General features: G+C 57.1%; 7 protein-coding genes. All 7 read right to left on the bottom strand.

Annotated features, from left to right (window positions below):
- Positions 1 to 271, bottom strand: a 271-nt coding sequence (locus B2V17_RS10465) for a GTP-binding protein (protein WP_292997386.1), incomplete at its 3' end; no start/stop codon positions are given.
- Positions 272 to 362: 91 nt separating this feature from the next.
- Complete coding sequence (gene fusA, locus B2V17_RS10460; RefSeq protein WP_292997384.1) at positions 363 to 2435, bottom strand: elongation factor G; 2073 nt, start codon at positions 2433 to 2435, stop codon at positions 363 to 365.
- A 15-nt stretch (positions 2436 to 2450) separates the two neighbouring features.
- Positions 2451 to 2921, bottom strand: a complete 471-nt coding sequence (rpsG, locus tag B2V17_RS10455; RefSeq protein ID WP_292997382.1) for a 30S ribosomal protein S7 — start codon at positions 2919 to 2921, stop codon at positions 2451 to 2453.
- 170 nt (positions 2922 to 3091) lie between these two features.
- Positions 3092 to 3463: a 30S ribosomal protein S12 gene (gene rpsL / locus B2V17_RS10450; RefSeq protein ID WP_292997380.1), complete on the bottom strand. Its 372-nt coding sequence runs from the start codon at positions 3461 to 3463 to the stop codon at positions 3092 to 3094.
- Positions 3464 to 3695: 232 nt separating this feature from the next.
- The gene (locus tag B2V17_RS10445) at positions 3696 to 3962 is read right to left on the bottom strand and encodes a hypothetical protein (RefSeq protein WP_292997378.1); all 267 of its coding nucleotides are present in this window, start codon (positions 3960 to 3962) and stop codon (positions 3696 to 3698) included.
- Positions 3963 to 3966: 4 nt separating this feature from the next.
- Positions 3967 to 4479 (bottom strand): hypothetical protein, encoded by a 513-nt coding sequence (locus tag B2V17_RS10440; RefSeq protein WP_292997376.1) that lies wholly within the window; start codon positions 4477 to 4479, stop codon positions 3967 to 3969.
- A 745-nt stretch (positions 4480 to 5224) separates the two neighbouring features.
- Positions 5225 to 7075: a RelA/SpoT domain-containing protein gene (locus B2V17_RS10435; protein ID WP_292997374.1), complete on the bottom strand. Its 1851-nt coding sequence runs from the start codon at positions 7073 to 7075 to the stop codon at positions 5225 to 5227.
- Positions 7076 to 7196: the final 121 nt, after the last annotated feature.

The raw sequence follows: 7196 nt of genomic DNA, 5'->3' as shown, positions 1-7196 counted from the left end.
TCTTCACGTAGTCGGCGTGGCCCGGGCAATCGACGTGCGCATAGTGGCGCGCAGCGGTTTCATACTCGACGTGAGCGGTCGAGATGGTGATGCCACGCTCGCGCTCTTCGGGAGCCTTGTCGATGTTGGCGAAGTCAACGGCTTCACCGCCATTGATTTCAGCCATGACCTTGGTGATCGCGGCGGTCAGCGTGGTCTTGCCATGGTCGACGTGACCGATGGTGCCGATGTTGCAGTGCGGCTTGTTCCGCTCGAATTTTGCCTTTGCCATTGTCTCAAACCTTCTTTCGCTTGAATAAGAATCTGCGGGGTTTGGACGGCGCCCGCTGAATCAGGCGCCGCCCCTAGTATCATCTTGCCGGTTAGGCAAGCTTCTCCTTGATCTCGGTCGCGACATTTGCCGGGACCTCGTCATAATGGGAGAAGAACATCGAATAGTTGGCACGTCCCTGGGTGAACGAGCGCAGCTGGTTGACGTAGCCGAACATGTTGGCCAGCGGCACCATCGCTTCGACCGCCTGGGCATTACCGCGGGTATCGGTGCCCTGGATCTGGCCGCGACGGCTGTTCATGTCGCCGATGACGTCGCCGAGATATTCCTCGGGGGTGACGACTTCAACCTTCATGATCGGCTCGAGCAGCTTGATCCCGGCCTTCTGCGCAACTTCGCGCATCGCGCCGCGACCGGCGATTTCGAAGGCCAGCGCCGACGAGTCGACGTCGTGGTACGCACCGTCATAGAGCAGCACTTCAAAGTCGATGATCGGGAAGCCGATCAGGCTGCCGGTTTCGGCAGTTTCACGGAAGCCCTTTTCGATCGCGGGGATATATTCCTTCGGAATGTTACCGCCCTTGATTTCGTCCTTGAAGACGAAGCCCGAACCGCGCTCACCCGGGGTGACCTTGACCTTCACGCGGCCAAACTGACCGGTACCACCCGACTGCTTTTTGTGGGTGTAGTCGATGTCCACCGGCTTCGCGAGGTATTCGCGGTAAGCCACCTGCGGCGCACCAACGTTGGCCTCGACCTTGAATTCGCGGCGCATGCGATCGACGATGATGTCGAGGTGAAGCTCACCCATCCCCTTGATGATCGTCTGGCCCGATTCGTGATCGGTGCTGACGCGGAACGAGGGATCCTCGGCTGACAGGCGATTGAGCGCGACGCCCATCTTTTCCTGGTCGGCCTTGGTCTTGGGTTCGACCGAGAGTTCGATGACCGGCTCGGGGAATTCCATCCGTTCGAGCACGATCGGCGACTTTTCTGCGCAGAGCGTATCGCCGGTGGTGGTTTCCTTCATGCCGGCCAGCGCGATGATGTCGCCAGCGAAGGCCTCGTCAACGTCCTTGCGGTCGTTGGCATGCATTTCGAGCATGCGGCCGACCTTTTCCTTCTTGTCCTTGACCGAGTTCAGGTAGGTGCCCTTTACGAGCGTACCCGAATAGATCCGGATGAAGGTGAGCGAGCCGACGAACGGATCGTTCATGACCTTGAAGGCGAGCGCGCTGAACGGAGCATCGTCCGTCGGCGGACGGCTGTCCTTCTCGTCGCTGTCCATCTTGACGCCCTGGACGTCGGGAATGTCGAGCGGCGAAGGCAGATAGTCGACCACGGCGTCGAGCAGCGGCTGTACGCCCTTGTTCTTGAACGCCGAACCGCAGCAGACCGGCACGAACGCCTGGGCCAGCGTACCCTTGCGGATCAGCTTCTTCAGGGTGTCAACGTCGGGCTCGTTGCCTTCGAGGTAGGCTTCCATCGCGTCGTCGTCCTGCTCGACGGCAAGTTCGATCAGCTTGTTGCGATAGTCGGCAGCTTCGTCAGCCATGTCGGCCGGAATGTCTTCGTAGAAGAATTCGGCGCCGAGCGATTCATCCTTCCAGATGATCGCGCGGTTGTGGACGAGGTCGACCAGGCCCTTGAGATCGGCTTCGAGGCCGATCGGCAGATACAGCACCGCCGGGGTTGCGCCGAGGCGGTCGATGATCGACTGGACGCAGTACTTGAAGCTGGCGCCGGTGCGGTCCAATTTATTAATGAAGCACATCCGCGGCACGCCGTACTTGTCGGCCTGGCGCCACACGGTTTCGGACTGGGGTTCGACCCCGGCGACGCCGTCAAAGCAGGCGACCGCGCCGTCGAGCACGCGCAGCGAGCGTTCGACTTCGATGGTGAAGTCGACGTGCCCGGGGGTGTCGATGATGTTGATCCGGTGATCGTTCCAGAAGCAGGTGGTGGCAGCCGAGGTGATCGTGATGCCGCGTTCCTGTTCCTGTTCCATCCAGTCCATGGTCGCGGCGCCGTCGTGGACTTCGCCGATCTTGTAGGACTTGCCGGTGTAATAGAGGATGCGCTCGGTCGTGGTGGTCTTGCCGGCGTCGATGTGCGCCATGATACCGATGTTGCGGTACATGGAGAGCGGATGGCTACGTGCCATGATCGTGGTGTCCTTTTACCAGCGGTAGTGGCTGAACGCGCGGTTGGCGTCGGCCATGCGGTGGGTGTCTTCGCGCTTCTTGACCGCGTTGCCGCGGTTGTTGGCAGCGTCGAGCAGCTCGGCCGAGAGGCGCGCGGCCATCGTGGTTTCGCTGCGGTTGCGCGCGGCGGTGATCAGCCAGCGGATCGCCAGGGCCTGGGCGCGCTCGGGGCGCACTTCGACCGGGACCTGATAGGTCGCACCGCCAACGCGGCGCGAACGCACTTCGATCTGCGGCTTCACGTTGTTCAGCGCATCGTGGAACAGCTGGATCGGGTCCGCCTTGGCGCGGGTTTCCATGGTATCGAGCGCACCATAGACGATGCTTTCGGCAACCGACTTCTTGCCGTCCATCATGAGGTTGTTCATGAACTTGGACAGAATCTGATCCTTGAACTTCGGATCGGGCAGGATTTCCCGCTTCTCGGGACGACGACGACGTGACATTGGTTGGGTTTCCTTCCACTCAACCGGCTCGAACTGCCTTTCCCTTCATCGTCACCCTGAACTTGTTTCAGGGTCCATCGGGCGGCTGGCTCGGCTTTTGAATTCCTAGAACTGGGCTTGCGGGACCATGGATCCTGAAACGAGTTCAGGATGACGGCCCGTGGGGGCCGTCACTTCGGACGCTTGGCGCCGTACTTCGAACGGCTCTTCTTGCGGTCCTTGACACCCTGGGTATCCAGCACGCCGCGCAGCACGTGATAGCGCACGCCCGGAAGGTCGCGCACACGGCCGCCGCGGATCAGCACAACCGAGTGCTCCTGCAGGTTGTGGCCTTCGCCCGGAATGTACGAAATGACTTCGCGGCTGTTGGTCAGACGGATCTTCGCAACCTTGCGCAGTGCCGAGTTCGGCTTCTTCGGGGTGGTGGTATAGACGCGGGTGCAGACGCCGCGCTTCTGCGGGTTCTGCTCCATCGCAGGGACCTTGGACTTGGTCTTCTGCGGGACGCGGCCCTTGCGGACCAGCTGGTTGATCGTAGGCATGAAGTACTCTTCACCTTGTTTGATGGCCTTGGCCGGAAGGAGAAGAGCAAGCGAATCGCGAATGCGCCAATCGCAGGGCCCTGCCCCGCCAGCCGCCATTCACGAGCCGAAAACGCTCCACCCGCCTGAAAAGACCGGGTTACTTTGACGGATTACCCTTGCAAGCAAGGCCGCACCGGCAATGTTCAGCTCAACCGGGAAAAGTGTTGGACTCCGCCCGGAAGCGGCGCCCCTAGTTGGATTCAGCCAAAGGGTCAAGCGCTCGCCGCACCGGCCCGTTCGATCCGGGCTCGACATCGATCACCCGCCCGATCCCGCGCAGCTCCAGCACCCGAGCCGGTCCCGGCTGCAGCACGACCCCGGCGGAGCGCGACAGCGAGCGGCCATCGGCCAGCTCGACGAACACGTCCTCCCCCTCCACCAGCGTCCCGGCCCTGGTCCGGAACCGGAAGTCATCGAGCCGCGCAATGGTCACCCACTGCCACTGCGGCCCCATCACATAGTCATAGGCCGATCCCGCCCGCCCTGGTCGCGACCGGAAAGCCGGTGCCCACCGCCAGGATCGCCAGCGCAATCCCCGCCGACCCGCGCCGGACATAGCGCAGCAGCGGCAGGACGCAGACCAGCGGCACCACCACGCAGAGCAGCGCGCTCAGCCCCAGCCACCAGTGCCAGTTGCTGCGGTCGAGATCGATCGCGCTGCGGGTGATCCAGCCGAGCAGCGGCGCAAACGGGATCGCCAGCAGCCACCCCACCCCCAGAATATCGAACCACCGCGCCGGCCGCGCCACGCCCCCGTCCGCCGCCTGCTGCGCCGCGATCCGCTCGGTCAGCGCCGGCAAATACTCGACCGCCGCCGTCAGCAGTACCAGGAACACGGTAAACCCGATCGCGAAGCCATCGACGACGCCGTAGCCGAGCCAGAACAGCCCCGGGATCGTTACAGCGATCAGCAGCAGTTCGGACAGGACGCGCAGGACGGGGCGCGGGGGTGGGAGTTCACTGGGTGAAGTCATAAAGGCTTCTCGGCCGTGGTGGCGGACTTAGTCAACATGTGAAGACAGGTTGGGCGGCTGGTGCATGAGGGGCGGGGCGGGGCGGGTCTCGCTGCGGCGAATGAGCGCGAGCCGCGAGTTCTCTAACCACCTAAGAACGGGGTTACTTTGACGGCTTGGTCTTGCAAGCCAGGACGCACGGGCGAATGTTCAGCTCAATCGGGGGTTAGTCCGGAAGTAGGGGCCGTTGGGAAATGTTGGACTTGGTCAACGGTGGGTACGCCATATTGCAGCAAGGCCAAACAAACTCAGACATTGGCTGTGAAACACAAACATTCAACGTGGTCCACAATACCTCGCCCTTTATTGCCGACAGCCTCTCAATAGCTGCAGCAACAAGTTCGTTTTGCGCCAGATTCGCTCTGATTCTGCATAACGGTATTTCGATGAAGGGAACCTGCAATATCGGGCACACGATCGGGCACACGCGGATCGCGCCCCGCGAGGCCCTTGCCAGTCACATGCAAAAAAAGGGCCAGAAGATTCCTGGCCCGATCTCAAATTTCTCATTTCAAATCAACACTCTAATCATCTCTATCGGGAAACAACATCACATCCTCCTAAGCAACAAATGCATGCGTGGCACATTATGCGTACATCGGTAAAGCAATTTCTAATGTGGCAGGACGCACAATATTTAACCAGAATGGCACTTCAATATCACTTCCACGAACCAAACGCAACAGCGATAAAGTCGCCTCGTACATCACGGCTTCTTTCGCCGAGCCTCAACAATCACACGTTCAGCAGCCCGAATTGCGTCTCGAACCAACATCGATCTAGGGGTACGATCCGAAGCGGCAAACCGCATAACACATTCAGCCGCGGCCAGTTCCCTATCAGCGTCTTTCAAAAATGCATACGCGCGGCGGGCTGTCTCAGCAGTAGCTAAACTTAAGAATCCCCGATCAGATCCTTCACCTATGTTCAGTAGCAACTCCCGAACCCTAGAATCGTCCAGGCCGGCCTTTGGCCTTCCACCCCATGACAAATATTCCAATAGATAGTATAGAATATTGTTTGCGGCCCTGACTTTCTCAGATGTGTCACTTTCCGAAAGCGGATCATCGCCGACATTAGCCAAAAACGCGAACTCAGTTACTCGAATTGCCTCGGAAATCATTGCGAGTGATCTGCGATTCTCAGAGCCAACCGGCGTCATCGCCGAGCGAATTGAGATAGCTTCTTCCCATAACAATACGCCAAGCATTCGAGGCGCAGCCGATCGAATCCAATGATCAGTCGGGAGTGGATCGTCATCCAAATGATCGATCAGATATCGAAATTTCTCAATCGATTTTGTTCTGGCCCCAGCAGACGCAAGAGCTTTTGCCAATCGATAAATCACAATTGATCTACGTGGAAACAACTTTTCCAAAGATGAATACAACTCAAGTGCTATTCGAAGATCATCACCCTCCCGATAAGTAAGGTTTCCAATTTGATAGTGTATAAGCGCCCGATGCATTTCACAAATGTATTTCAATTCCCTTAAACTTCGAGGCTTTAATTGATTTGATGAAATAATCTCTTCATATTTCTCCGAAATCGAGGTGGAAATTTCGCGAAGCTTTCTCACTCGAAAACTCACAGATCTATCCATCTTTGACAATGTCAAATTAGATTTGTCCACCAACAATGCGAGCTCTGACCTCAGGTTCTGCGGAATGTCAGTAAGACTCGCAAGCCTACCCCCAATCTCTTCCGCTGACTTTGATGTTGCAGCACGAATATCTGGCTCTTGCTCATCGATTTGAAGCTTTATTTGATCTGCATATTGAGCAATTCCATCAATCATCGTCTTCAAGGCGCCAAGATGACTTAGGGTAGTCGCAATTCGACTATGCTCGACAGCCTCACCACCAGAACCTGACAACGTCCTTCTTTTGTATTTCAGGCTATGCTCAATTTGACCCCACACGTCTTCCAGAGCTGTTCGAATCTGGATTTCCACTGGGATCTCTCGATACTCATCTCGATACTTGCCTCTGCCCCTAATTACAATATGTATTGACGTATAGTTTGAAGGCTTCTCTTCGATTCTCGTGACATCACTAAAGCCGCGCGAATCGAAAAAAGCGCAAACTCTGCGCGGAAAATCCTGAACATCTCCTGTTGGGTTTGTACTATAAATCACTACTTCAGAAATACTATTTTTTACAAATACCGCCGACTCGCTCTGATCTCTCTCGATAGTCTCAAGCAAAACCTCTAGTATTTCGAATACATCCAGTCGATAGAGTGTGACGATTCTGACACCTACAAGATCCGTAAGATCCATCGCGCAGTAGGCGGGCTTAGGATCACGATTCCTAGAACCAAAACGCCGGTCTCTAATCTTCTCAATTGCCTTGTAGTCTTCCTTCACCCTTGATTTTATTGCGTACGCAAGCTCCGATACGGAGGGTGCTCCCGACTGAAGGGCATGCTGCAGCCGTTCGCGTAGGTTATCTGCGCCCCTAAGAGCTTCAACAACCTCGAGCTGGAGCTGGTCGTCTACAGATTGCAAAGCTTCCGGCAATCCGCCTGAATCTTCTGCTGTTGGTGTCTTCGCCAAATACCCCTCCCACAGATGGTCTACTTAAAAGCCCGGATGCAGACGAAGCAATAGGAAGCACAGCACATTGTGCAACTATCAACAATTCAGTTTGGGTGGACTAGGCTCAGGACCCATTAAA

It is taken from the genome of Novosphingobium sp. UBA6272 (genome assembly GCF_002440635.1).
Lineage (GTDB): Bacteria > Pseudomonadota > Alphaproteobacteria > Sphingomonadales > Sphingomonadaceae > Novosphingobium.
This window is presented reverse-complemented; position numbering and strand designations above follow the sequence as displayed.

Coding starts and splice junctions, on each gene's coding strand:
- rpsL (WP_292997380.1), bottom strand. CDS start 3,463: ATGCCTACGATCAACCAGCTGGTCCGCAAGGGCCGCGTCCCGCAGAAG.
- rpsG (WP_292997382.1), bottom strand. CDS start 2,921: ATGTCACGTCGTCGTCGTCCCGAGAAGCGGGAAATCCTGCCCGATCCG.
- fusA (WP_292997384.1), bottom strand. CDS start 2,435: ATGGCACGTAGCCATCCGCTCTCCATGTACCGCAACATCGGTATCATG.
- B2V17_RS10440 (WP_292997376.1), bottom strand. CDS start 4,479: ATGACTTCACCCAGTGAACTCCCACCCCCGCGCCCCGTCCTGCGCGTC.